Annotated in this window: 2 protein-coding genes; both read left to right on the forward strand. The window is 64.2% G+C overall.

The genetic code is table 11. The annotated features are described in order from the left end of the window. Positions 1-250, forward strand: a 250-nt coding sequence (locus LT948_RS33010) for a phosphopantetheine-binding protein (RefSeq protein ID WP_034003055.1), incomplete at its 5' end; no start/stop codon positions are given. Between the two features lie 11 nt (positions 251-261). Further along, positions 262-1,720, forward strand: a 1,459-nt coding sequence (locus LT948_RS33015) for a condensation domain-containing protein (protein WP_232197170.1), incomplete at its 3' end; no start/stop codon positions are given.

Raw genomic sequence — 1,720 nt, forward strand, 5'->3', positions numbered from 1 at the left:
GCTCGACGACAACTTCTTCGAGCTTGGCGGCCACTCGTTGCTGGCCACCCAGGTCATTGGCCGCCTACGCGAACGACTGCACCTGGAGGTGCCGATCAAGTCGATGTTCACCGCGGAGACACTGGGTGAGTTCTGCCACGGCGTCGAGACCCTCAAGGCCGAGAGCGCGCCGGTGGAAGATGCCCTGGCTAAATCCCTGGAGGCGCTCAAACGTCTATCTGCCGATGAACTTGAAAAACTGATTTCCTAAGAGGCGGTAGCGTGCAAGCACTCATAGAGAAGGTGGGCTCCCTTTCCCCCCAGGAAAGGAAGGCATTGGCTGTCCTGCTCAAGCAGCAAGGTGTCAATCTCTTCGAGATCGCGCCAGTGTTCAAGCGCCAGGACGGCGAGCCCCTGCGGCTCTCCTATGCCCAGGAGCGACAGTGGTTTCTCTGGCAACTGGAGCCGGAAAGCGCGGCCTACCATATCCCGAGTGTCTTGCGTCTACGTGGGCGGCTGGACCTGGATGCCCTGCAACGCAGCTTCGACAGCCTGGTTGCGCGGCACGAGACCCTACGCACCCGTTTTCGCCTCGACGGCGACGAGGCGCGCCAGGAGATCGCCGCATCCATGGCATTGCCGTTGGATATCGTCGCGTTGGGGCCGCTCGAGGAGGGCGCCCTCGCTCGGCAGGTCGAGACGACGATCGCGCGGCCGTTCGACCTGGAGCGTGGGCCGCTGCTGCGGGTGAGCCTGTTGCGGCTGGCCGAGGACGACCATGTGCTGGTGCTGGTCCAGCATCACATCGTGTCCGACGGTTGGTCGATGCAGGTGATGGTCGAGGAACTGGTCCAGCTCTATGCCGCCTATAGTCGAGGGCTCGAGGTAGCGCTGCCGGCTTTGCCGATCCAGTACGCGGACTACGCCCTGTGGCAGCGCAGCTGGATGGAGGCTGGGGAAAAGGAGCGCCAGTTGGCGTACTGGACCGGCCTGCTGGGCGGCGAGCAGCCGGTGCTGGAGTTGCCATTCGACCGGCCGCGCCCGGTTCGGCAAAGCCATCGTGGTGCNCTGGAGTTGCCATTCGACCGGCCGCGCCCGGTTCGGCAAAGCCATCGTGGTGCCCAGTTCATCCTGGAACTGGATATTGATCTGTCCCAGGCGCTCAGGCGCGTGGCCCAGCAGGAGGGGGCTACTGCCTTCGCCCTGTTGCTGGCTTCGTTCCAGGCGCTGCTGTATCGCTACAGCGGGCAGGCGGATATCCGTGTCGGCGTGCCGATCGCCAATCGCAACCGCGTGGAGATCGAGCGGCTGATCGGCTTCTTCGTCAACACCCAGGTGCTCAAGGCCGACCTGGACGGTCGGATGGGCTTCGACGAGCTGCTGGCCCAGGCCCGCCAACGCGCGCTGGAGGCCCAGGCGCACCAGGACCTGCCGTTCGAGCAACTGGTGGAGGCCTTGCAGCCGGAGCGCAGTCTTAGCCACAACCCGCTGTTCCAGGTGCTGTTCAACTACCAGAGCGAAGCCCGTGGCAACGGCCAGGCATTCCGCTTCGACGAGTTACAGATGGAAAGCGTGCAGTTCGACAGCCGGACGGCGCAGTTCGACTTGACGTTGGACCTGACGGACGAAGAGCAGCGTTTTTGCGCCGTTTTCGACTACGCCACCGACCTGTTCGACGCCTCCACCGTGGAACGCCTGGCCGGCCATTGGCGCAACCTGTTGCGCGGCATCGTCGCCAACC

This window comes from Pseudomonas sp. CP-1 (assembly GCF_021213715.1).
GTDB lineage: Bacteria > Pseudomonadota > Gammaproteobacteria > Pseudomonadales > Pseudomonadaceae > Pseudomonas > Pseudomonas aeruginosa.